This window comes from Pseudocitrobacter sp. 2023LY-00077 (assembly GCF_055796175.1).
Window position 1 is genome coordinate 273862 of record NZ_JBSPEI010000003.1, and the last position, 23407, is coordinate 297268.

At 49.8% G+C, this 23407-nt stretch carries 24 protein-coding genes and 1 pseudogene; 8 read left to right on the plus strand and 17 right to left on the minus strand.

The features are described 5' to 3' along the window. Nucleotides 1-5: 5 nt before the first annotated feature. The 3 genes from ACWWFX_RS05670 to kbl all read right to left on the minus strand — a co-directional run bounded on the left by ACWWFX_RS05670 (nt 6) and on the right by kbl (nt 3553). A complete protein-coding gene (locus tag ACWWFX_RS05670) occupies nt 6-1037 on the minus strand; it encodes a glycosyltransferase (protein ID WP_473223419.1) in 1032 nt (343 codons plus the stop codon). Between the two features lie 284 nt (nt 1038-1321). Then, nucleotides 1322-2347 (minus strand): L-threonine 3-dehydrogenase, encoded by a 1026-nt coding sequence (tdh, locus tag ACWWFX_RS05675; protein ID WP_456146833.1) that lies wholly within the window; start codon nt 2345-2347, stop codon nt 1322-1324. A 9-nt stretch (nt 2348-2356) separates the two neighbouring features. After that, nucleotides 2357-3553, minus strand: coding sequence for a glycine C-acetyltransferase (gene kbl / locus ACWWFX_RS05680; RefSeq protein ID WP_473223389.1), 1197 nt, complete (start codon nt 3551-3553; stop codon nt 2357-2359). A 216-nt stretch (nt 3554-3769) separates the two neighbouring features. Here kbl and rfaD point away from each other — a divergent pair, with 216 nt between their 5' ends. The 4 genes and pseudogenes from rfaD to ACWWFX_RS05700 form a co-directional block, all read left to right on the plus strand. Continuing rightward, entirely contained in the window at nt 3770-4702 is a 933-nt protein-coding gene (gene rfaD, locus ACWWFX_RS05685; RefSeq protein ID WP_456146832.1) for an ADP-glyceromanno-heptose 6-epimerase, read from the plus strand. 2 nt (nt 4703-4704) lie between these two features. Beyond that, nucleotides 4705-5751 (plus strand): ADP-heptose--LPS heptosyltransferase RfaF, encoded by a 1047-nt coding sequence (rfaF, locus tag ACWWFX_RS05690; RefSeq protein ID WP_456146831.1) that lies wholly within the window; start codon nt 4705-4707, stop codon nt 5749-5751. A gap of 3 nt (nt 5752-5754) precedes the next feature. Further along, nucleotides 5755-6711: a lipopolysaccharide heptosyltransferase RfaC gene (gene rfaC / locus ACWWFX_RS05695; protein WP_473223390.1), complete on the plus strand. Its 957-nt coding sequence runs from the start codon at nt 5755-5757 to the stop codon at nt 6709-6711. A 537-nt stretch (nt 6712-7248) separates the two neighbouring features. Further along, a pseudogene (locus ACWWFX_RS05700) lies at nt 7249-7773 on the plus strand (O-antigen ligase family protein); the annotation flags it as partial. 56 nt (nt 7774-7829) lie between these two features. Here ACWWFX_RS05700 and ACWWFX_RS05705 read toward each other — a convergent pair. The 10 genes from ACWWFX_RS05705 to rfaQ all read right to left on the minus strand — a co-directional run bounded on the left by ACWWFX_RS05705 (nt 7830) and on the right by rfaQ (nt 17029). Beyond that, nucleotides 7830-7913 carry a hypothetical protein gene (locus ACWWFX_RS05705; RefSeq protein WP_442961887.1) on the minus strand — a complete coding sequence of 28 codons (84 nt, stop codon included), beginning with the start codon at nt 7911-7913 and terminating at the stop codon, nt 7830-7832. Nucleotides 7914-8033: 120 nt separating this feature from the next. Further along, nucleotides 8034-9095, minus strand: coding sequence for a glycosyltransferase family 9 protein (locus ACWWFX_RS05710; RefSeq protein WP_473223391.1), 1062 nt, complete (start codon nt 9093-9095; stop codon nt 8034-8036). Nucleotides 9096-9144: 49 nt separating this feature from the next. Continuing rightward, nucleotides 9145-9996, minus strand: a complete 852-nt coding sequence (gene waaZ, locus ACWWFX_RS05715; RefSeq protein ID WP_473223392.1) for a 3-deoxy-D-manno-oct-2-ulosonate III transferase WaaZ — start codon at nt 9994-9996, stop codon at nt 9145-9147. Between the two features lie 199 nt (nt 9997-10195). Continuing rightward, a complete protein-coding gene (gene rfaY, locus ACWWFX_RS05720; protein WP_276219107.1) occupies nt 10196-10894 on the minus strand; it encodes a lipopolysaccharide core heptose(II) kinase RfaY in 699 nt (232 codons plus the stop codon). Nucleotides 10895-10919: 25 nt separating this feature from the next. Next, on the minus strand, nt 10920-11942 hold the full coding sequence (locus ACWWFX_RS05725) for a glycosyltransferase family 8 protein (RefSeq protein ID WP_276219109.1): 1023 nt from the start codon (nt 11940-11942) through the stop codon (nt 10920-10922). Nucleotides 11943-11961: 19 nt separating this feature from the next. Next, complete coding sequence (gene waaO / locus ACWWFX_RS05730) at nt 11962-12978, minus strand: lipopolysaccharide 3-alpha-galactosyltransferase (RefSeq protein WP_276219111.1); 1017 nt, start codon at nt 12976-12978, stop codon at nt 11962-11964. Nucleotides 12979-13042: 64 nt separating this feature from the next. Continuing rightward, complete coding sequence (locus tag ACWWFX_RS05735; RefSeq protein WP_276219113.1) at nt 13043-14047, minus strand: glycosyltransferase family 8 protein; 1005 nt, start codon at nt 14045-14047, stop codon at nt 13043-13045. Nucleotides 14048-14068: 21 nt separating this feature from the next. Further along, entirely contained in the window at nt 14069-14866 is a 798-nt protein-coding gene (rfaP, locus tag ACWWFX_RS05740; protein ID WP_276219115.1) for a lipopolysaccharide core heptose(I) kinase RfaP, read from the minus strand. Then, nucleotides 14859-15983: a glycosyltransferase family 4 protein gene (locus tag ACWWFX_RS05745; RefSeq protein WP_276219117.1), complete on the minus strand. Its 1125-nt coding sequence runs from the start codon at nt 15981-15983 to the stop codon at nt 14859-14861. The genes rfaP and ACWWFX_RS05745 overlap by 8 nt, the downstream gene beginning before the upstream one ends. Then, nucleotides 15980-17029, minus strand: a complete 1050-nt coding sequence (rfaQ, locus tag ACWWFX_RS05750; RefSeq protein WP_276219119.1) for a lipopolysaccharide core heptosyltransferase RfaQ — start codon at nt 17027-17029, stop codon at nt 15980-15982. The genes ACWWFX_RS05745 and rfaQ overlap by 4 nt, the downstream gene beginning before the upstream one ends. Before the next feature lie 402 nt (nt 17030-17431). On the opposite strand from rfaQ, the gene waaA reads away from it, so the two are divergent. Both waaA and coaD read left to right on the plus strand, forming a co-directional pair. Then, nucleotides 17432-18709 carry a lipid IV(A) 3-deoxy-D-manno-octulosonic acid transferase gene (gene waaA / locus ACWWFX_RS05755; protein WP_231825904.1) on the plus strand — a complete coding sequence of 426 codons (1278 nt, stop codon included), beginning with the start codon at nt 17432-17434 and terminating at the stop codon, nt 18707-18709. A gap of 7 nt (nt 18710-18716) precedes the next feature. Then, on the plus strand, nt 18717-19196 hold the full coding sequence (coaD, locus tag ACWWFX_RS05760) for a pantetheine-phosphate adenylyltransferase (RefSeq protein WP_108476534.1): 480 nt from the start codon (nt 18717-18719) through the stop codon (nt 19194-19196). A 37-nt stretch (nt 19197-19233) separates the two neighbouring features. Here the strand turns inward: coaD and mutM are convergent, their stop codons facing one another. From mutM to radC, 4 genes are all read right to left on the minus strand, one after another. Then, nucleotides 19234-20043, minus strand: coding sequence for a bifunctional DNA-formamidopyrimidine glycosylase/DNA-(apurinic or apyrimidinic site) lyase (gene mutM, locus ACWWFX_RS05765; protein ID WP_015962469.1), 810 nt, complete (start codon nt 20041-20043; stop codon nt 19234-19236). A 98-nt stretch (nt 20044-20141) separates the two neighbouring features. Beyond that, nucleotides 20142-20309, minus strand: a complete 168-nt coding sequence (gene rpmG, locus ACWWFX_RS05770; RefSeq protein WP_003024094.1) for a 50S ribosomal protein L33 — start codon at nt 20307-20309, stop codon at nt 20142-20144. Between the two features lie 20 nt (nt 20310-20329). Further along, the gene (gene rpmB, locus ACWWFX_RS05775; protein WP_002436699.1) at nt 20330-20566 is read right to left on the minus strand and encodes a 50S ribosomal protein L28; all 237 of its coding nucleotides are present in this window, start codon (nt 20564-20566) and stop codon (nt 20330-20332) included. Nucleotides 20567-20785: 219 nt separating this feature from the next. Then, the gene (gene radC, locus ACWWFX_RS05780) at nt 20786-21451 is read right to left on the minus strand and encodes a RadC family protein (RefSeq protein ID WP_276219128.1); all 666 of its coding nucleotides are present in this window, start codon (nt 21449-21451) and stop codon (nt 20786-20788) included. 173 nt (nt 21452-21624) lie between these two features. Here radC and coaBC point away from each other — a divergent pair, with 173 nt between their 5' ends. Together coaBC and dut are read left to right on the plus strand one after the other, a co-directional pair. Continuing rightward, on the plus strand, nt 21625-22845 hold the full coding sequence (gene coaBC, locus ACWWFX_RS05785) for a bifunctional phosphopantothenoylcysteine decarboxylase/phosphopantothenate--cysteine ligase CoaBC (RefSeq protein WP_473223420.1): 1221 nt from the start codon (nt 21625-21627) through the stop codon (nt 22843-22845). After that, entirely contained in the window at nt 22823-23281 is a 459-nt protein-coding gene (gene dut / locus ACWWFX_RS05790) for a dUTP diphosphatase (RefSeq protein WP_015962466.1), read from the plus strand. The genes coaBC and dut overlap by 23 nt, the downstream gene beginning before the upstream one ends. The last annotated feature ends 126 nt before the right edge of the window (nt 23282-23407 follow it).

The following is a 23407-nucleotide window of genomic DNA, read 5'->3' on the forward strand; positions in this document are numbered from 1 at the left end:
GAACATTAACGCAGGCTAAGCGCCTTACGTGCCAGCCTGCGGCTCGCCAGACCGCGATCCTGCCAGCTGTATAACCGCACCGACCACAGCAGCACCTGATACGCCATCTTCGGGCTACGTACGTTAGCCACCATCCGTTTATACATTCCGGACGCAAATATCTCAGCAATCATCATTTTACGCGTAATTGAATCGTGCTCTTTACGCACCGCATGACAAACACGTAATGCTTCATAGGTTATTTGCTGATAAAACTCGGGATACATCTTAATTTTATCCGCATAATCACGATTTAATTTATCCAGCAGGCGGGTAATTTTAATGTAATGACGTTGATAGGAAAGGTTTTTACGCCCGGTACGTTTTTTACGGCTCACCGAAACATCATGCAGGAAATATTTATATAATGATTCTTCGGTATATCGCGCGCGCGTGGCGTTATACATAAACTCCGTAGACCAGAGAATATCCTGGTGGTGTAATCCCGGTACAAATTTTAGATTACATTGCTTAATTAATTCATGACGATAAACGCCCATCCAGACCACGTGCGTCCAGCGACGGCTGGCTAACGCCATACGCAGCCACTCCGGGCCGCTCATCACGCCGGTTGAGCGGATGCGTTCCTGCGGGATGGATTGCCAGGTTTTGCCCGTCTCGCGTTCACACCAGTCGGCATTGCACTGAGCGACATCGAGATTATCCTGCAACGCCATGGTCATCAGCGTTTCATACAGTTGTGGATAGGTAATATCATCGGCATCCACAAACGCGATGTACTCACCGTGGGCCAGCTCCAGACCCCGATTTCGGGCAACCGATGCCCCGGCGTTGGCCTGATGAACCAAACGAACCTGTGGGTAATTCTCGGCATAATACGTTGCGATATCGACAGAATTATCCGTAGAGCCGTCATTCACAATGATAATTTCCAGCGCCGTCCAGGTTTGCGCCAGCAGCGATTCCATACAGGCTTTAAATGCATCGCCTGCGTTATAAAGTGGGATGATGACACTGAGTGTCCCTGGGCTATTCATCTTTTTCATTACCTGATCACCTTAACGTGTAGGTTACGTTGTACCCTTCTCACCTTAAGAATTAATTAAGTGCGAAAGATATTTCGGCGTCATTCCTTCGATCCGGCGAAGTTTATTTTTATAAACAGAAATTAGCGTGCAACAGAGGGATTTGTAATGAAATAAGACTAACGCCAGAATACGAAACATTTATGACAATGACAAAGTTTTACATATATCAGGCGATTTTAAGATTAACTTCAGGAAATACGCCTCATGCCTGAAGAGACATGAGGCGATGAGCCTTATTCCCAGCTCAGAATGACTTTACCAGACTGGCCGGAACGCATTGCGTCGAAGCCTTTCTGGAAATCATCAATGCCGTAGTGGTGGGTGATAATCGGCGTTAAATCCAGGCCAGACTGAATGAGTGCCGCCATCTTGTACCAGGTTTCGAACATTTCGCGGCCATAAATCCCTTTGATAAACAGCCCCTTGAAGATGACTTTGGTCCAGTCGATCGACATATCAGACGGCGGAATACCCAGCATCGCAATACGCCCGCCGTGGTTCATGGTGTCGAGCATGGTGCGGAAGGCCGCTGGCGCGCCAGACATTTCCAGGCCGACATCAAAGCCTTCAGTCATACCGAGTTCAGCCATCACGTCGGTCAGGCTCTCTTTGGAGACGTTTACCGCGCGAGTGACGCCCATTTTACGCGCCAGATCGAGACGGTATTCATTCACATCGGTGATAACAACATTGCGCGCGCCGACGTGTTTCGCGACCGCCGCCGCCATCACGCCAATCGGGCCTGCGCCAGACACCAGCACATCTTCGCCGACCAGGTCGAAAGAGAGCGCCGTGTGTACCGCGTTGCCGAACGGGTCAAAAATAGAGGCTAAATCATCGGAAATGTTATCCGGAATTTTGAAGGCGTTAAACGCCGGGATCACCAGATATTCCGCGAAACAGCCCGGACGATTCACGCCCACGCCAATGGTGTTGCGGCACAGGTGCGTGCGGCCGCCACGGCAGTTACGGCAGTGGCCGCAGGTAATATGGCCTTCACCGGAAACGCGGTCGCCAATTTTAAAGCCTTTCACTTCCTGACCAATGCCGACCACTTCGCCGACATATTCATGACCGACCACCATCGGAACCGGGATGGTTTTCTGCGACCATTCATCCCAGTTATAAATGTGCACATCCGTACCGCAAATCGCCGTTTTACGGATTTTAATCAGCAGATCGTTATGGCCCACGTCCGGTTTCGGCACGTCGGTCATCCAGATCCCCTCTTCCGCTTTCAGTTTCGACAACGCTTTCATCTGGCTTCCTCAGGCAATCACGCTCAGTTGTTTACCAATGCGGATAAAGGCTTCCACCGCACGTTCGATTTGTTCAGGGGAGTGTGCCGCCGACATCTGGGTGCGAATGCGCGCCTGACCTTTCGGCACCACCGGATAGAAGAAACCGGTCACGTAGATCCCCTCTTTTTGCAGCAGACGGGCGAAATCCTGCGCCACAACCGCATCGCCCAGCATCACCGGGATAATGGCGTGATCGGCACCCGCCAGAGTAAACCCTGCGGCGCTCATTTTTTCACGGAACAGGCGGGCGTTAGACCACAGGCGATCGCGCAGTTCAGCGCCGGAAGCAACCATTTCCAGCACTTTGATAGAAGCCGAGACAATCGCCGGGGCCAGCGAGTTGGAGAACAGATACGGGCGGGAGCGCTGGCGCAGCCACTCAACCACTTCTTTGCGTGCCGCAGTGTAACCACCGGATGCGCCGCCGAGCGCTTTGCCCAGCGTGCCGGTGATAATGTCCACGCGGCCCATCACGTCGCAATATTCATGGGAACCACGGCCGTTTTCACCGACAAAACCGACGGCGTGGGAGTCATCGACCATCACCAGCGCATCGTACTTATCGGCCAGGTCGCAGACGCCTTTCAGGTTGGCAATCACGCCGTCCATCGAGAACACGCCGTCGGTGGCGATCAGTACGTGGCGTGCCCCGGCGTCACGCGCCTCTTTCAGACGCGCTTCCAGTTCTTGCATGTCGTTGTTGGCGTAGCGGAAACGCTTCGCTTTACACAGACGCACACCGTCAATGATGGAGGCGTGGTTCAGGGCGTCGGAGATAATCGCATCTTCCGGCCCCAGCAGCGTTTCAAACAGACCGCCGTTGGCGTCAAAACAGGAGGAATAGAGAATTGCGTCTTCCATACCAAGGAATTCCGCCAGTTTCTGCTCCAGCACTTTGTGGTTATCCTGGGTGCCGCAGATAAAGCGCACAGACGCCATACCAAAACCGTGGCTGTCGAGACCCGCTTTCGCGGCGGCAATCAGCGCCGGATGGTTCGCCAGGCCAAGATAGTTATTGGCGCAGAAGTTAATCACGTGGCTGCCATCGCCCACGGTGATATCCGCCTGCTGAGCTGACGTGATAATACGCTCTTCTTTAAACAACCCTTCCGCGCGGGCGGTATCCAGGTCACCGGCTAACTGTTTGTAAAAATCACCACGCATTGCAACTCTCCAGATTCGGCAAATGTCGGCACATATTACCTAAAGCTATACGTATGTACGAGATGACGCAGCACCAGTTACATTTTTTGTAGCATAAATCACGCGTCACACGGGGCTTTGATGGCGAAAGGCTGAAGGCGGGTCGATGTGATGTTATGATAAGAGTCATTAGCGCCCTGGATTGTCCAGGGTACTCACATTTCAAAGGTTACAGTTATGATCATCGTTACCGGCGGCGCTGGCTTTATCGGCAGCAACATCGTTAAAGCGCTCAATGACAAAGGCATCACCGACATTCTGGTGGTAGATAACCTGAAAGACGGCACCAAGTTCGTAAACCTGGTCGACCTGAATATCGCCGACTACATGGATAAAGAAGACTTTCTGATCCAGATTATGGCGGGTGAAGAGTTCGGTGAAATCGAAGCTATCTTCCACGAAGGCGCCTGCTCCTCCACCACCGAGTGGGACGGCAAGTACATGATGGATAACAACTATCAGTACTCTAAAGAGCTGCTGCACTACTGCCTGGAGCGCGAAATTCCGTTCCTGTACGCCTCCTCCGCAGCCACCTACGGCGGTCGCACCAGCGACTTCATCGAATCCCGCGAATATGAGAAACCGCTGAACGTTTACGGCTACTCCAAATTCCTGTTCGACGAATATGTCCGTCAGATCCTGCCAGAAGCAAACTCGCCGATTGTCGGCTTCCGCTACTTCAACGTTTACGGCCCGCGCGAAGGCCATAAAGGCAGCATGGCGAGCGTGGCCTTCCACCTCAACACCCAACTGAACAACGGCGAAAGCCCGAAACTGTTCGAAGGCAGCGATGGCTTCAAACGCGATTTCGTCTACGTGGGCGACGTGGCAGATGTGAACCTGTGGTTCTGGGAAAACCGCGTATCCGGCATCTACAACCTGGGGACCGGTCGCGCAGAATCCTTCCAGGCCGTAGCGGATGCTGCGCTGGCGTATCACAAAAAAGGGACGCTGGAATACATTCCGTTCCCGGAAAAACTGAAAGGTCGCTACCAGGCATTTACTCAGGCTGACCTGACAAACCTGCGTGCTGCTGGCTACGACAAGCCGTTCAAAACCGTCGCTGAAGGTGTGGCGGAATATATGGCCTGGTTGAACCGCGACGCTTAACAATGAATATTTTGGTGATTGGCCCGTCATGGGTAGGCGACATGATGATGTCGCAAAGTCTCTATCGCACGCTCAAGGCGCGCTATCCCCAGGCTATCATTGACGTGATGGCACCCGCGTGGTGCCGTCCGCTTTTAGCACGTATGCCGGAAGTCAACGACGCGATCCCGATGCCGCTTGGGCACGGAGCGCTGGAGTTGGGCGAACGTCGCAGGCTGGGTCACAGCCTGCGTAACCGCCGTTACGATCGCGCGTACGTGCTACCTAATTCGTTTAAATCGGCACTGGTTCCCTTCTTTGCCGGTATTCCGCTGCGTACAGGCTGGCGTGGCGAAATGCGCTACGGCTTGCTCAACGACGCCCGCGTGCTGGATAAAAACGCCTGGCCGCTGATGGTCGAACGCTATGTGGCGCTGGCCTTTGATAAAGGCGTAATGCGCTGCGCAAAAGATTTACCGCAGCCGCTGCTGTGGCCGCAGCTGCATGTGGCCGAAGGCGAGAAATCGCAAATGTGCAACACCTTCACTATCTCCTCTGAACGCCCGATAATTGGCTTCTGCCCTGGCGCAGAGTTCGGCCCGGCAAAGCGCTGGCCGCACTACCATTACGCCGAACTGGCGAAACAGCTGATCGACGAAGGCTATCAAATCGCGTTGTTTGGCTCTGCGAAAGATCATGAAGCCGGCAACGAAATTCTCGCCGCGCTGAGTTCGGAACAACAGGCGTGGTGCCGCAACCTGGCCGGAGAAACCCAGCTGGAGCAGGCTGTGGTCCTGATTGCCGCCTGCAAAGCGGTAGTCACTAATGACTCCGGTTTAATGCACGTCGCCGCGGCCCTGAACCGCCCGCTGGTTGCCCTTTACGGCCCCAGCAGCCCGGATTTCACCCCGCCGCTGTCGAACAAAGCACGCGTCATTCGTCTGATTACCGGCTACCACAAAGTTCGCAAAGGCGATGCCGCAGAAGGCTACCATCAAAGCCTGATCGACATCACGCCAGCCCGTGTGCTGGAAGAGCTGAACGCCCTACTGCTGGACGAGGAAGCCTGACGGATGCGGGTACTGATCGTAAAAACCTCCTCGATGGGCGACGTATTGCATACATTGCCCGCACTGACTGACGCCATGCAGGCATTTCCGGGCATTCGCTTCGACTGGGTGGTCGAAGAGGGGTTCGCGCAGATCCCTTCGTGGCACGAAGCCGTCGAGCGCGTTATCCCGGTGGCCATTCGCCGCTGGCGCAAAGCGTGGTTCTCCGCGCCGATTAAAGCCGAGCGTAAAGCGTTTCGCGAGGCGCTTCAGGCCGTGAAATACGATGCGGTGATTGATGCGCAGGGGCTGGTAAAAAGCGCCGCGCTCGTCACACGGTTGGCGCACGGCATCAAGCACGGCATGGACTGGCAGACCGCCCGCGAACCGCTGGCAAGCCTGTTCTACAACCGTCGCCACCATATCGCCAAACAGCAGCATGCCGTTGAACGCACACGCGAACTGTTTGCCAAAAGTCTGGGATATGCAAAACCGCAAACCCAGGGTGATTATGCGATTGCGCGTCACTTCCTGACGCAAACCGCGACCGAGCCTTACGTCGTATTCCTGCATGCCACCACGCGTGATGACAAACACTGGCCGGAAACGCACTGGCGAGAGTTAATTGGCTTGCTGAAAGAGAGCGGGCTGAAGGTGAAATTGCCGTGGGGCGCACCGCACGAAGAAGCGCGGGCAAAGCGGTTAGCGGAAGGATTTGATTATGTCGAAGTACTGCCGCGTCTGAGCCTCGAAGCCATCGCACATGTGCTGGCTGGCGCAAACTACGTTGTCTCGGTGGACACCGGGCTTAGCCATTTAACGGCGGCGCTGGACCGACCGAATATTACGTTGTATGGCCCAACGGACCCTGGGTTAATTGGTGGTTATGGGAAGAACCAGGTAGCGTGCCGCTCTACCGATCGTGATTTAGCGCATCTGACTGCAAATGCCGTATGGCATGAGATCTCAGCCCTTAAATAAAGGACCTGTATGTTAGCCTCTACAACCGTACCAGGCTGGAAGGGTTATACCCAAAAAACCGCTTCTGTCCTGGAAATCATCACATTTACACTCTGTGCTGTGACATTACTTACCGCGCTAATTAATAATAACTTAAGTATGAAGTTATTTAATATTACCGGGGTTCTGGCCATACTGACGTTAATCGCAAGGGGAAAAGCGGCCACGCTAACAGGCAAAGCCTGCATTCTTCCGGCCGCTATCTTACTGATCGGTATCGTAGATGTTATCTGGTATTCCATGTTCAAGATGGATAACTCACCCTTTCGGGCCACGTATCACAGCTATCTGAACACCGCGAAAATCTTTCTGTTCGGGACATTTATTGTTCTGCTGGCATCGACATCAAAATTTAAAGTTAAGAAAAATGCGCTGCTTTATCTCTTTTACGCGGTGTCATTTATTATTTTTGGCTATGCCGCCTGGCTGAAATTTAATGCCGGTATGGCGCGAATCGATTTCGGTATCGGCACGGCAACGGGTGCGGCCTACTCCATCATGCTGATTGGCATTGTCAGCGCGATATCTATTCTCTATGTAGAGAAAAGCCATCCTCTGCTATTTCTGCTTAATACTGCCGCAATCTTCACTGCGCTGATCTTCACGCAAACTCGCTCTGCGGTGCTGCTGTTCCCGGTTATATGCGCCATCACGCTGGTGCTTTACTTGAGTAAGGCACCCAAAAAGCTCTTTTTATCGGTGATAACGTTCCTCACTTTACTCGTTGTCCTGAGCTTTATCTTCAGTAAGCCGATTTCTCAACGCTATGAAAGTGCAATGCACGATATTGAGAAATACCAGACCAAAAACAACAGCCAGTCTTCGTTAGGCGCTCGTCTGGCGATGTATCAGGTTGGGTTTGATATTTTTGAAGATGCGCCGCTGGCCTGGCGAAGCGCTGAAGAACGTGCGCAGAGCGCGAAGGGGTTAGTTGCCAGGGATAAATCGCTGATGGGTGTAATGCCCTTCCTCAATGTACATTTACATAATGAATTCATTGAGGCGGGATCGTTAAAAGGGCTGGCGGGAGTGTTATCTACGCTACTGTTCTATGCTGGGTTATTCTATGCCGTCTACTACTACCGTTCGCTCGGTCTGTTTGCATTTACCCTGGCCATTATTGGCCTGGGATTAAGCGATGTCCTGATCTGGTCGCGAAGCATACCAATAATTATTATCTGCGGTACCACGGTACTGCTCTTCTTCCAGAGCCAGCGTGAATTACCCGCCAGACCAGAAGTATAAAATCGCCAAAAAAAAGTGAGCCATAATGGCTCACTTTTTTATTGGAACAACCGTTTTAAAGCATCCAACAAGACCGTCTCTTTGATATCGTATGCGCTACAGGTCGGCGATATCACCTGCTGCGCCCGTAGATTATTCGGTGCCCAAATGATCGGCGACGGATAATCTTCATGCCTTGCTTTCGGGTAGAAGGCCAGCGTTGGCCGGTCATAAGCAGAAGCAATATGGACCAGGGCGGTATCAACGGAGATAACGTACTGACAATATTTAGTCAGTGCGACGGCATGGATGAAATCTTTAAACGGCAGCGTCTCGAAATCCTTAATCGGGATCAGCGGGAGATCTTTTGGGTGCCCCGTATAAATAATTCGCAGCTCCGGATGATTCTCTTTTAACCAGCTATCGATGAGCTGAATTTGCTGAGTCGACATTCGGCAAATTTTCTTTGCCCCGATGGGATTAACAATCACCACCTTTGAATCGCCGACAAAGTCTTGTAACTGCTGTTCCACATCAGCGGGAAGCGGCAAATCATAACGCTCATCGTATTGAACGCCTTCGCCAAAAAGATGCTCACAGATAACGCGCGTCCGCGTGGCCATGTGCTCTGTTAACTGCTCATCATGCGGATGATAACTGGAGTAGTAGCGCTTGTACCACTTATCAAAGCCAAGGATATAATGATTTCTTAGCCCTGACAGAAGCAGCGCATGGCCGAAGCTGGGCAGCGTTTCAAAAGGGTCCAGCACAACATCGAATTGATGCCCTGCAAGCTCTCTGCGCAGCTTCAGAACGTCTGGGATACTATTTGAATCTTTGATAAAGAAGTGGGTAATGCCTGGGTTGGCTTTCAAAAATGCATGCCCGACACCACAAGAGATAATAGACAGCTTAATGCCTCGCTCAGCCAGCGCCCGATATAAGGCACTTAAGACAATCAGATCACCAAGCTTACTATTATCATGAATCAGCAAACAGCTTTTGATAGAGTCTGCAGGTAAAAGATTCACACCTTTATGGTTAAAAAGAAAAGAGAGAAAGTTGATTTTAATTTTATTAATTAATAATCTTTTTTTCTTGTGAAATGTTCCAAGGCGCATCTTTTTTACCAGCACATGGTCTAATTAATCAAACTATTCGATATGGCTTTTACGCGTGAACACGCGCATCATCAGATGTGAATTTTTTTTTAGTATCCACGATCTTTTTTGGCGTAGTATCGGCCAGTTCTGAAACTTCAAGAAAAGGGATAATGTCGTAACTGATTGCTGTGTCATCAGACAGATTATAGATCCGCATATCAGGCACATTACGGCTCATAAACTTAAAGAACGGCAATATCTTATGCAGATCTTTACTCAGTTCAGAAGGCATCGGATTATTGCTTTCATCGTAAAAACGCTGACAGGTACCGGTAAGATCGAGTCCGGAACATACAATCCGCGAATAGCACAATGAGTAAGCAATCTGAATCGCCGTATAAGCTACGGTATGGCACGAGCAGTAGCCAATCGCAATATCCTTACAAAAGCCGACGAGACGTCCTCTCTTCGAAAAGGGTACCTTAATCAGTAAATTGCGGTACAAACGCCTCAGCACCGCGAGCTTTACTTTTTTGGCAAATCCGCCTTTCTCCCGCTTATAAAATGCTTTGAGGATATGGCAATTTTCACGCAGATATTTTTTATCCTCTTCTGAGGCCTCTTCATAAACATCCGTATTTACGATTGTAAAGCGGCTACCGCGGCTGAAACGATAGAAATCGTCACGGCGTTGATGCAAAAAACGCGCATCCGTCAAAATGTAGATGAATGGCGCAATATTGTGACTGAGTAAATAGTCTGCAGATCCATTTACCGTGATGACATCTTTACTTTCCAGTATAGAAAGTGGCGTCTTCTTTGATGTTGGGCCTGACAGAAAAATGATCGCATCGTCCGATGTTTTCTGCTCAATCAGGCTCTGAACATCAGCATGTGTAATATATTTAATGTGTTTCATAAAAAACCTGTAGAGATAGGCTACTTTTCGCCGGCAAATGCAGCAAGCTTTAAACTACGATGAACTCCACAAAAACGTATAAAGCATATACAATTAAAACCAGGATTTGTCCACAGTTGAATATATATCCGTATCATTAATAATTTGTCAGTATGTATATTTCTAAAATCATTGATGACACATATAAAAAGTAAAGACTTTACCGGACTTCTTTCCCTTTAAGTCTTCTAATAAAATTACGAAATTTCTTTTTAAAAATCAGACGATAGTAACCTGCATCTTTAACCTCATTAACAATACCATAATGACGTTCAAGATCGATTCGGTCCTTGGCCATGCGCATAGACGAAGGCGATTTACCCGATAAGTCGATAATTCTGACAACGCCATCTTCAATGATAAAGTTGCCTTTATGTGGATCGCCAGAAACCATACCGTGCTGATGTAACCCGGAAATTGACGCTTTGATTTTTTGTTTAAGTTCATCGTCTATTTCAGGAATATCAACCAGTTCAACACCTTCGATATACTCAATCAGCATGATGTAGTAATGCGCAAAGCGTAACGTTTTCTTCTCCGCCAGGAGATAGAAATCGTTAACTGAGTCGAGGCCTTCTTTCCTGACACGCTCGGTTTGTTCGAACAGTTTCTCGTAGTAATCGCCCTTCACCATCGCTTTGAGGAAACGTTCATTCTGCTTAACTTTTGGTGCAAAGATTTTTAAGATCATTTTCCCGTACTGGGTATCGATCAACAAAACCTTAGTATCCTCAATATTACGGAAGACTTTTACAATCTTAATATTGTAGGATAAAAAATCGTTAAACACATCGATGTATTTTTCACCATCTGATTTCGTGAAAACGACATAATCGTTAATGTGATGTTTAATACTCATAATAAACCAAAAGTTAATAAAATATTCAGCGAATGGAATGCTTTCTCAGTAAATAGGAAACGCCAGCAACAAATCCGGAGTAATATTTGTGTTGAACAAGCAGGTGTTTATAGCGTTTTTTCAATTCAACAATAGTCTGTGCATCACGAGGGGGCTGGTCTTTCCACGGTGACACTGCCAGCGCCTGCAAGTAATAACGAACAGATGGATAAACAGCCCATTTATGCCACGGCTTGGTGACACCGGTATAATGGATAAGTACCGTTTCATCAAAAATGGTGTCTTTATATTTTTGATGTGTTCTGTCTTTTAGCTCACTTTTTATTGTATAAATAGTATTAAACTTCCTCGGCAGGAATTTTATTTTCCCTTTGAGCAAAATATTTAATACATCCTGATCAGGGTATTTATAGACAATATTGTCATGATTTTCATGCGTCAGCATTGCCAGAATTCGGTGAGTTAAATCGTTTTTCACCCACTCCTGCAAGTTGGCATAAACCACACCGGAGTTAAAATAGTTTCCCTGAAGTTCAGGGTCTTTCAACCGATCGACCACTTTTTTCTGCATCGAGTCGACATCTTTCACGACTGCTGCAATCGTTCCATTCAGGTCGCACGCGGCCAGCTCATCCAGACGCCCTTTGCAAAAGACATCGGCGTCCAGATAGAGCAGTTTATCCAGTTTGTTGCTAAAGAGTTGGAACGCAAACAGCCGGAAGTACATGGCGCGAGACCAGACTTTTGTTCTTGGTAAACAGTCCAGCCGATCGGCATTAATTAAATATAAACTAATTTTTAGTTTGTATTTCTTTGCTAAGGCTTCAATATTTTCCAGGAAAGAGGCATTGTATTCATCAGCCACAATATGATAATTAATATCAATACTGTTATTAATGACTACTGACGTGATGGATATTCCCACCCAGTCGAGGTAATTCCTGTCTACACCATAAGCAATATTCAATGCATCAATATCAGTACCACTATGAGGTCTATCATCAAAGACTTTATATTCTGATATTTCAATTACGGGAAGTGAGTTCACAGCATCACCTATATATATTTTATTTTGTGATTTTCTTTTTAAAATAAAGAACGTAACTCAAAATACCTTTAACGAATTGCTTCTGATGCAGCTGATGTTTGGCACAGTATCGGTATTGGGCCGCCGTTTTCGGTGCCAGCAGCGCATCATCCTTCCACGGTGAATGATCTTTTGCATTCAGGAAGCAGGCTGAAACCGGATAGTCTCCCCAGAGATGCCACGGTTTCGTGGGGCCGATGTAATGGATAAACACCGTTTTATCATTCACCGGCCTGACAACGGATTTTTTCAGTTCATAGTTGAGACTGTACTGCGTATTAAACTTCGGATCGATAAAGCGCGCTTTACCCACCAACAGCATGTTCAGGACATCCTGATCGAGGTGCGTTATCTTGCTGGTAACTTCCGGGTCCCGCAGCATTTCAATGGCTTTCTTCGATATCTCTTCGGCATTCCAGGCTGCGATATTAATGAGCAGGAAACCGGCATTGAAGTAACCTTCTGCCAGGCCTGGTGTATGCAGAGTTTCCGCTCTCTTACCCCACCAGGCGGTGTTCCCTTCCATGACTACAGCCGCGATCTCATTTTCAGTAAACTGCAAATCGATAAGCTCTTTAATACTTCCTTTGCAGCCGATATCCGCATCCAGATATAAGACTTTTTTAGCTTTCCCTGCAAAATAGTCAGCAATAATGAAGCGAAAATAAGTCGCATAAGTCCAGTTCCTGGTACTCGGAAGTGATTTCAGGGCATCACAGTTGACCAGATAAATAACTATGCGCGCACAGTATTTCTGTGCAAGTTTCGAGAATTTATTACGAACATCTTCTGTCAAAAAATCAGTGAACACATGAAAAGTTAAACTAGTTCCCTGATTCGCTACAAGGATAGATGCGATTGAAATACCACAACCATAGAGAAAATTCTTATCAATCCCGTAGGATATATTGAAAGTTTCGCTAATATTATCAGATAAATAATTATAATCATTTACTGACAATATAACGTCTTTCTCATTGAAGTAAGTTGTTCTCATTAATTACTCATTCAATTCTGTGGAAATATCATCTATTGACATAAAAATTATCATCGGAGCAATTCTATAATTTACGTTTCGATAACTTAGAGACAATATATAAAATATAATACTTCAGACCTTCGAAATAGTTCCCTTGAGATACTTCATGCTTTGCTTTCAATCTAATCACACTGTATGAAGGTGATAGATATCGTTTACATAAAGACCATGGAGAGTTGTTAAAATAGGAATCAAAGCGTTTAGCTTGAAATATCTTATACCATGGTTTACTTGGGGTCACATAATGCATAATCAGAGTGCCATCTATATTTTTCTGCTCAACATCTTCGTTAACACTCAACGTTACTTTATTATTATATTTTGCATCGAGGTAAAGCAGTTTGTCATTTAATAGAATATTTAATACATCCTGATCTGCATATCGAAAAACCTTTCCGCTATTAATCATTGTTAGCGCTTGCCCGGTGATATCACTACCCCTCCAGGCTTCAGTATTGATGAGCATAACGCCGGCATTAAAGTAACAATGAAAGTTAACATTATAACCGAGCTGTTCGACTCTATCTTTCATTTCCTGTGAGTCGGAAATCACCGCGGCGATGGCATTGCCAAAATCAACATGCATAAGTCCCGATATATCACCATGACAAATCACATCACAATCAAGATAAAGAATCGATTCTATTTCTTTATCGATTACCTCGGGAATTAAAAATCGTAAGCATGTTGATAATGGAATACCTAAGACTAATGTATCAGAATTGATGTTGAAATTATCATCAATATAATAAACAGTTATTGATACATTACTTACTTTTAACTTTTTAAAAGAATCTACATCGGCATCAGTAATGCCTGTAGTAATAAGATGAAAATGTAAGTTCGTGTTCTTGTTATTTTCTATAATTGAAAATATAGCCACACCGGCAGGCATTGCAAAGTTATGGTCAAAACATAGCGCGATATGCAATGTCTTGTCCATTTCACTGTCATTGCTAAATAGTGCTTCCTGATGAGAGACAAAGTTATTACGATAGGCTGCAGTATTAATTTCTTGGTTCATCATTAATTTCTTGAATGGCTATCTTTAAAGTGATTTTCTTATTGTCCGCTCACGAATATATTCAGCTTTTTTCTCAGCGCGACTGATCAGATCTTTTTCCTGGATAAGAATCTCCCGCAGCGGCTTAGCAAAATAAACCTTCATAAAGCGGAAGATATCTCTCTGGGTCAAACCGATATTCATCGAAGAAAAATAGAGCCCAATCAGGTCCTTATCGCGCCAACGCAGCGGCACATGGCTGCGCATTTGTGCGCGATGCAGGTCGATAACCGAAATCTTCAGGTTCTCTTCGTGGCCATCAAACGGCAGATGCAGCAGAAAGTGACAGATGTAACAGTCGCGATGGTTAATCCCCGCCAGGTGCATCTTTCTCACCATCGTCGCGACACGGTTGATGATCATCCGTTTTACGCGCGGCTGCGGCGGATTGTTGACCCAATCTGCACAGTAATCTTCCAGACTGATGGTCGGGGTCAGATCTTCGGTGATGATAAACGACACTTTGCGCACCGGGTTCAGACCTTTTTCGCCATAACCCACACCGCACATGGTATCCACGCCGACATCGCGCAATTTATGAATCGCGTTCCACTCTCTGTCTGCGCCGAGCACCGGCATACGCAGGGAAAGCAGGTTTTTCACCACTTCTTTCATCGCGGTGCCGCGGTGCCACTTCAGGAAGTAGCTTTTCCCGGCCAGTTCAAAACGCAGCGTACGGCGCGTTTCCAGCTCTCTGAAAACTTCCCCCTGCAATTTTTTCACCTCTTCAAACGGATCTTTTCCGCGCCAGAGGGTCGCAAGAGGTTCTTTCAACTCAACCATGAACATCACCAATTATGATATCAGCCGCCTTCTCAGGCAGGCTGTAGAGATCCTGCGTATCCGCGTAATGGCGGGCATTTTCAGCCCACGCCTGACGGAGTTGCGGATTCGTCAATGCATTGCGTAGCGCATCATTTAGCGCCGACTGCTTCCAGGGCTCGCCCAGTACCTCGCCGCAGTTTGCTGCCGCGATGTAGTGCGCGTAGCCGCAAACTTCACTTACCAGCACCGGCAGCCCGCCGGTAATCGCCTCGAGCAGCACAATCCCGGCCGCTTCCTGATAGGCCGGATGCAGTAAAACATCGGCGGCGGCCATCAGTTCAGAGACGTCGTTACGCCCCGAGAAAAAGTGGACGTTCTCACGCACGCCGCGCTTTGTTGCCAGCGCTTCAAATCGACCGGGTTTATCCTGACCCACAACATACAGCGTGGTTTTGCAGCGAAGGGCATCCGGTAACGCCGCCAGTGCTTCAATCGAGCGATCCACGCCTTTTCGGCTGAAATCGGAACCGACCTGAAGCAACAGGAAATCGTGTTCACCAATACCGTTTTTCGCACGATAAACCGCGCGGGCGTCGGGAATTTGCTGACTATATTTACGATCCGGGTAAATCCCCGGCGGCAAAATATGAAAGCGCTCAGGTTCGGTTTGATAATGCTTCTGGAAATCGGCGATTTGCTTATTCGTCAGCATCAATAGTTGCGTTGGTTCGCCTTTCTCAAAGGTGGCGCGTTCAAACGCCGCATAGTGACGATAGCGGGCGGTAAGGCGATAGAAAAAGCCTTTCTCCTGCGCCACTTTCTCGGCATAACAAACGTCGGCGGCGTAATACACATCCAGACCCGGCATTTTATTGAAACCAATAATACGATCCGCCGGATGCGCCTTCAGATGCGCCTGAACCCACGCGTAATACTCAGCGTTGCGCCCGTGGTTGGTCCGCGATTTCACCGGAACGGTGATCAGTTCAAACTCAGCCGGACAGTCGCCCTGCCAGGATTGCGTATAAACGCGTACGTGATGACCGCGCGCCGCCACGGTTTGAGCAATGCGCAAAAAATCGCGCTGCAGGCCACCGAACGGAAAATATTTATAGAGACAGAAGGCGACAATCATAGCGCCTCTCCCGACGGCAACATTTTCTCCGTTGCCGCAATCACATCGGCAGCAGGAATAACGGACATATACTTTTTATTGCGATCGAGCTGCGAGCGCGGCGGCATCGCCTGATAATTCCCGGCCCAGAACTGAATAATGTCTTCGGTCCACGGACGCCAGAAAACATGGTCGGTCGCGCCAAACAGACAAATCACCGGCGTTTTTACCGCAGCGGCAATGTGACCGGGTGCCGAATCGACACCAATAAACAGTACGGCATGGTCGATTAACGCGCCCAGTTCGGGAAAGCGCGTTTTACCCGCAAGGCCCGTCACCGGGCGAGATGCACACTGTGCCGCGATATCTTCTACACAGGCGAGGTCTTCCGCGCCGGGCCCGGAGGTCAGCACCACCTGATAACCACGCTGCTGGAGCGAATCGATGACTTGCGCGAATTTATCGTTATCCCAGCACTTGAACGGCTGGCGCGCGGTCGGCTGAATGACGACATAGTTGTCACCCACTCCGAAAGCATCCAGTTGCTGTCGCATACGCTCCCAATGTTCCGGCGCATAGGGCATGGATGTTTCCTGACAGGTTTGGGTTAACCCCAGCGGTGCCAGCGCAGAAAGGTTGCGTAGCACGCAGTGTTCGCCCTGAAACGGCGCAAGATGGGTAAAGCTTTTTTTCCAGAATGCCGACTGGCGATGGGCGAAATCCTGGGAGATTTTGACATTGGCGTTCAACAAACGCACCAGCACCGCAATCATCCATTGATCGGTCAGATTGACAATCAGGTCATACTGATTCGCTCGCAGGGTTTTCACCAATCCGTAAAAATTCGCTATTTTCGCGGTTGCCGCTGTGCCTTTATTGCTGATGCCATATAACGCATTGATTTCCGGATTTTCCGAAATAATGGGGATCGTATCCTGATACAGCAGCATATCGATTTTCGCATCAGGGTAATTACGTTTCAGCGTGCTGATAACTGGCGTAGTCAGCAACATATCCCCATGAAAACGCATTTTAATAACCAGAATTCGGGTGAACGTTTTTTCCACAAGCGGCTCTTTATGATGATAATAACCAGTCGGAATTGAAAAAAAGGCACGCTACCGCCCCAGGCTCACAGTTACCTGAATACTGACGTCGTGCTCTAATTGCGGCTTAGTGTATCACTTATTCCTAAGCAAACCGAATTGAATATTTTTTAACCTTGCTTAAGTATATTCTCTGTTAAAACAAGGAGTAATATGATTGCATAAGTGGTTTTGTTTAAGGGCAAGACCGTTGGGTCACACCGGAACAACATCAATTAATCATATAAAAAAACAAATATAGTTTAACGTTTAATGGCGCAAAGCCATTTTTCCCGCTAAATCAGCTCAAATCGGCAAAAATGATGGTAAAGGTTGGGCTAAATACTTAGAATCCTCAGCACATTCCTAAGCCAGCTGCGTACTATGCTCCAATTGCTCTACACATCACTCCTCTACCTTATTCAGCCTTTGATCTGGATACGGCTTTGGGTGCGTGGACGTAAAGCGCCGGCATACCGCAAACGTTGGGGCGAGCGCTACGGTTTTTATCGTAAGCCGCTGACGCCGGGCGGTATTATGCTGCACTCGGTTTCCGTCGGCGAAACGCTGGCCGCCATTCCGCTGGTGCGCGCACTGCGCCATCGCTATCCCGACCTGCCGATTACCGTGACCACTATGACGCCAACCGGCTCTGAGCGCGTCCTTTCCGCCTTCGGCAGCGACGTACAGCACGTTTATCTTCCTTACGATCTCCCGGACGCCATCAGCCGTTTTCTCGATAAAGTCGACCCCAAGCTGGTGCTGATCATGGAGACCGAGCTGTGGCCGAACCTGATTGCCGCACTGCATAAACGTAAAATCCCGCTGGTGATTGCCAACGCACGCCTGTCTGCGCGCTCTGCGGCGGGTTATGCCAAACTCGGCAAGTTTGTGCAGACGCTGTTGCGCCGTATAACGCTCATTGCCGCGCAAAACGAAGAAGACGGCGAACGGTTTATTGCGCTGGGTGCGAAACGCAATCAGCTCTCGGTCACCGGCAGCCTGAAGTTTGATATCTCCGTGACGCCACAGCTGGCGACGAAAGCCATTACCCTGCGCCGCCAGTGGGCGCCGCATCGGCCGGTATGGATTGCCACCAGCACGCACGAAGGCGAAGAGAGCATCATGCTGGAAGCGCATCAGCAACTGCTGAAAACCTTCCCCGACCTGCTGTTGATTCTGGTCCCGCGCCATCCGGAACGTTTCCCGGACACCATCAATCTGGTGCGCCAGGCAGGTTTAAGCTTTATCACTCGCTCCTCTGGCGAAGTTCCTTCGGCGGGCACCCAGGTTGTGGTGGGCGACACGATGGGCGAACTGATGCTGCTTTACGGTATTGCAGACCTCGCTTTTGTGGGCGGATCGCTGGTTGAGCGTGGTGGTCATAACCCACTGGAAGCGGCGGCGCACGCCATTCCGGTGCTCATGGGGCCACACACGTTCAACTTTAAAGACATCTGCGCGCGTCTCGATCAGGCCAGCGGTCTGATCACGGTGACCGACGCCGCGTCGCTGGCGAAAGAGATTTCCTCTTTACTGACCGACGAAGATTATCGTAACTTCTACGGTCGACACGCAGTTGAAGTGCTCTACCAAAACCAGGGCGCGTTACAGCGCATGCTGCAACTGCTGGAACCTTATCTGCCACCCAGAGCGCACTGAGGCTGTCATGCAAAAACGGGCGATTTATCCAGGCACGTTCGATCCCATCACTAACGGACATATCGATATCATTACCCGCGCGAGCAAAATGTTCGATCGGGTGATTCTGGCAATTGCCGCCAGCCCCAGCAAGAAACCGATGTTTGATCTCAATGAACGCGTCGCGCTGGCACAACAGGCGATTGCGCATCTGGATAACGTAGAAGTTGTCGGTTTCAGCGATTTGATGGCCAACTTTGCTCGCGATCGGCAGGCCACTATTTTGATTCGCGGCCTGCGTGCAGTGGCGGATTTTGAATATGAAATGCAGCTGGCGCACATGAACCGCCATCTGATGCCGGAACTGGAAAGCGTGTTTTTGATGCCGTCAAAAGAGTGGTCGTTTATCTCCTCTTCTTTAGTCAAAGAGGTGGCGCGTCATCAGGGTGATGTCACCGACTTTCTGCCGCCTAACGTCCATCAGGCGTTAATGGAAAAACTCAAATAGCCGTTTGCCGGATGACGTCATCCGGCTCGCAACCCACTCATTTCTGACACTGACGACAATAAAATGTCGCGCGCTGTGCGTGTTTGGTGGCGATAATCGGCGTTCCGCAAACCCGACACGGCTCACCCTTGCGACCGTACACCTGTAACTCCTGGGCAAAGTAGCCCGGCTTACCGTCGCTTTGCAGGAAATCTTTCAGGGTGGTTCCGCCCTGTTCAATCGAACGCAACAAGACCGCCTTAATGGTGCTTACCAGCAGCGCGCACTCCTGCGGCGACAGCGACGAGGCGAGTCGATCAGGATGAATCCCCGCCGCAAACAGCGATTCGCTGGCATAGATATTCCCTACCCCGACCACCAGCTTGTTATCCATCAGCCAGGGCTTAATCGCCGTTTTCTTCTTCGCGCACTTCTGTTGCAGGTACTCTGCGTTGAATTCGTCGCTCAGCGGCTCAGGACCGAGATGCGCCAGTACGTTGTGCCCTTCCAGCTCTTTGGTCCATAACCAGGCGCCAAAGCGGCGTGGGTCCGTATATCGCAGCACTTTGCCGTTGCTCATCACCAGGTCAACGTGGTCGTGTTTCTCTGCCGGGAGTTCTTCCGTCAATATGCGCAGGCTACCCGACATACCAAGGTGGATGATAATCCAGCCATCCGGCAGCTCCAGCAGCAGATATTTGGCGCGACGCTGGACGCTGAGAACGGGTTTGTCGCTCAGGCGGTGAATTTCATCGGAGACGGGCCAGCGCAGGCGTCCGTTGCGGATAATCGCATACTGGATGGTTGCGCCAACCAGATGCGGTTCAATGCCGCGGCGGCTGGTTTCAACTTCGGGTAATTCAGGCATAACGTCTCCGACTGTTTAACTGATGTCTTCAATATGGGGACGGCCAGAAAACAAAAAACCCCGCCGAGGCGAGGTTTTTCGTGACATCGAATCTAAAATTATTTGATTTTAGCTTCTTTGTACAGAACGTGCTGACGGACAACTGGATCGAATTTTTTCAGTTCCAGTTTTTCCGGTTTAGTACGTTTGTTCTTCGTGGTGGTATAGAAGTGACCAGTACCAGCAGAAGAAACCAGCTTGATTTTCTCACGAATACCTTTAGCCATGATTTATTTCCTCTAAGTACTTAGTACTTTTCGCCACGGGCACGCAGTTCAGAAAGAACTGTATCGATGCCTTTTTTATCGATTACACGCATACCTTTAGCAGATACGCGCAGGGTGACAAAACGCTTCTCGCTCTCAACCCAGAAACGGTGAGAGTGCAGGTTCGGCAGGAAACGGCGTTTAGTCGCGTTCAGTGCGTGGGAACGGTTGTTACCGGTCACCGGACGCTTGCCAGTAACTTGGCAGACTCGGGACATGTCTATTCTCCAAAAATCAAATTAGCTCGAGCTTCGTATGGGGTATCGGCGCCTCGTCAGGCTTTACAGCCCGGTCATCGCATAGTTCTAAGTGAACTCTCGATTGCCAGGCCCAAATGCCAAACCCGAGATTCTCAAAGGTGGCGTAGTATACGCTGACCCGGCGTTATGCTCAAGTCCCGAACAGACAAAGATCCCGGTGGATCGCGTAATAATCGGCTAAATCCAGCCGCGTTCGGCAAAAGAGACATACTCACCACGCCCAATAACGAGGTGGTCAAGGACGCGTATATCCATGAATTGGCATGATTTTACCACCCTTTCGGTGATAAGTCTGTCTGATTTACTGGGTTCAGCACTTCCTGAAGGATGATTATGCGCCAGGATCACCGCCGCAGCGTTCACTTTGATGGCTTCTCGTACAATTTCGCGCGGATGCACTTCCACGTGGCTGAGTGTGCCGGCAAAAAGTCGGCTGTGTTTCAGCACCCGATTCTGGTTGTCGAGAAAGATCACGATAAAGATCTCGCGCATTTCGTCGCTGAGCTGACTTTGCAAAAATTCACGCGTCATCTCCGGGCTGAGTAACGCATTCTTCGCCAGTACCCGCAGGCTAAAATAGCGCCGCGCCAGCTCAGCAATGCCTTTTAGCTGCGCACACTTCGCCAGCCCCATACCGTATTGTTCGGTGATTTCCTGCTCCGAAGCCGAAAGCAGCTCATACAGCGAGCCAAAATGATGCAGTAAATCACGCGACCAGGTCATGACGTCTTTGTCCCGCGTGCCGGTGCGCAAAAACAGCGCCAGCAACTCCACATCGGACAGTGATTCGATGCCCATTTTCTGCATTTTTTCGCGCGGCATCAGCGTATCTGAGCTATCCATATCTCCTCCTCCCTGACAATGTTCGCCATCCTGCCACAGCAAAGCGCGGCCTGCGCGGGTCACTTTTTACTCTTGCGTAGCCCCTCGCAAAGTGGATACTCCCTAACCGCACGACCCCGAAAATATTGTGATAAAATCCCACTTTCAGATGAACTCGACAGGAAAGAATCATGATGAGCCTGGCCGGAAAAAAAATTGTTCTCGGCGTGAGCGGCGGTATCGCGGCCTATAAAGCCCCCGAACTGGTGCGCCGTTTGCGCGACCGTGGCGCCGAAGTGCGCGTTGCCATGACCGAGGCGGCGAAAGCTTTCATCACCCCGCTAAGCCTGCAAGCCGTCTCCGGTTATCCGGTATCCGACAGCCTGCTCGACCCGGCGGCAGAAGCGGCAATGGGCCACATTGAGCTGGGAAAATGGGCGGATCTCGTGATTCTCGCCCCCGCCACGGCGGATCTCATCGCTCGCGTAGCGGCCGGTATGGCTAACGACCTGGTTTCCACCATTTGCCTGGCGACGCCATCGTCTGTTGCCGTAGTGCCCGCGATGAATCAACAGATGTATCGTGCGGCAGCCACGCAGCATAACCTGTCAGTTCTGGCATCTCGTGACCTGCTTATCTGGGGCCCGGACAGCGGAAGCCAGGCCTGTGGCGATATCGGTCCAGGCCGCATGCTCGACCCGTTAACCATCGTCGATATGGCTGCGGCGCATTTTTCGCCTGTCAAAGATCTGCAACATCTGAACATCATGATTACGGCGGGCCCCACCCGCGAGCCGTTAGATCCCGTTCGCTATATCAGCAATCACAGCTCCGGCAAGATGGGCTTTGCTATTGCGGAGGCAGCCGCACAGCGCGGCGCGAATGTCACCCTGGTGAGCGGCCCTGTGTCGCTCGCAACGCCCGCCTTTGTGCAGCGCATTGACGTGACAACCGCGCAGGAAATGGACGCAGCCGTGCAGGCTGGCGCGCAAAAGCAGCATATTTTCATTGGCTGTGCCGCCGTCGCAGATTATCGCGCCGCCATCATTGCCGATGAAAAAATTAAAAAGCAGGACACGCAGGGCGATGAATTTATTATCAAAATGGTGAAAAACCCGGACATCGTGGCAGGCGTTGCAGCGCTGAAAACGCACCGCCCTTACGTCGTCGGATTTGCCGCCGAAACGAATAATGTGGAAGAATATGCGCGGCAAAAACGCGCCCGTAAAAACCTCGATCTGATCTGCGCTAACGATGTATCACAGGCAAATCAAGGCTTTAATAGCGATAACAATGCATTACACCTTTTCTGGCAGGACGGCGATAAACGCTTACCGTTAAGCAGCAAAGCGCTGCTGGGCCAACTTTTACTGAACGAGATCGTTACCCGTTATGATGAAAAAAATCGACGTTAAGATTCTGGACCCGCGTATTGGTCAGGAATTCCCGCTGCCGACCTATGCAACCCCTGGCTCTGCCGGGCTTGATCTGCGCGCCTGCCTTGATAGCGCAATCGTGCTGGAACCGGGTCAAACGACACTGCTGCCGACCGGTCTGGCGATTCACATCGCCGATCCGTCTCTGGCGGCGATGATGCTGCCGCGCTCGGGTCTGGGCCATAAACACGGTATCGTTCTGGGCAACCTGGTCGGCCTTATCGATTCTGATTATCAGGGGCAACTGATGGTCTCTATCTGGAACCGTGGGCAAACCACCTTCACCATCGAACCTGGTGAACGCGTCGCACAAATGATTATTGTCCCGGTCGTGCAGGCCGAGTTTAATCTGGTTGAAGATTTCGATGCCACCGAACGTGGCGAAGGCGGCTTCGGCCACTCCGGGCGTCAGTAACCGGTCCTGTCTCTGTCCGGCTTCATGCGGGGCAGAGACATTTAAACGCATCCCGCAGCGTCATAATGCAATAACATCACTGCAAATTCGGATTTGCGGTCACTGTGTGGATGTCTGCCTGACGAG